A 656-nucleotide genomic window follows, 5' to 3' on the forward strand; every position below is an offset into this window, starting at 1 on the left:
ATTGCCCATGTCTTCGCGCTGGCGGGCTATGATGTGCTGCTGAACGACATCAACCCCGAAAGCCTGGACAAGGCGCTGGCGACGGTGGACCGCAACCTGGAACGCCAGGTCGCGCGCGGCAAGATCGCGGCCGCAGTCAAGGCCGCGGCGCTGGCGCGGATCTCCACCACCACCATATTGGCCGATCTGGGGCCGACCGATCTGGTGATCGAGGCCGCGACCGAGAATGAAAGCGTCAAGCAGAAGATCTTCGACGGGCTTCTGCCGCATCTGAAGCCCGAAACCATCCTGACCTCGAACACCTCCTCGATCTCGATCACAAGGCTCGCGAGCCGCACCGACCGGCCGGAAAAGTTCATGGGCTTCCATTTCATGAACCCGGTGCCGGTGATGCAGCTGGTCGAGCTGATCCGCGGCATCGCCACCGACCAGCCGACCTATGAGGCGCTGAAGGCGGTAGTCGAGAAGCTGGGCAAGACCGCCTCCTCCTCCGAGGATTTCCCGGCCTTCATCGTCAACCGCATCCTGATCCCGATGATCAACGAGGCGGTCTATACGCTCTATGAGGGCGTGGGCAACGTGCAGTCGATCGACACGGCGCTGAAGCTCGGGGCCAACCATCCGATGGGGCCGCTGGAACTGGCCGATTTCATCGG

General features: G+C 62.8%; 1 protein-coding gene. It reads left to right on the top strand.

The window, feature by feature from the left end:
• Positions 1-656: 3-hydroxyacyl-CoA dehydrogenase NAD-binding domain-containing protein (locus tag ACED67_RS21655; protein ID WP_395543818.1), on the top strand; the 656-nt coding region annotated here is incomplete at both ends.

This window comes from Neotabrizicola paludis (assembly GCF_044142105.1).
Taxonomy (GTDB): Bacteria; Pseudomonadota; Alphaproteobacteria; order Rhodobacterales; family Rhodobacteraceae; genus Pseudogemmobacter.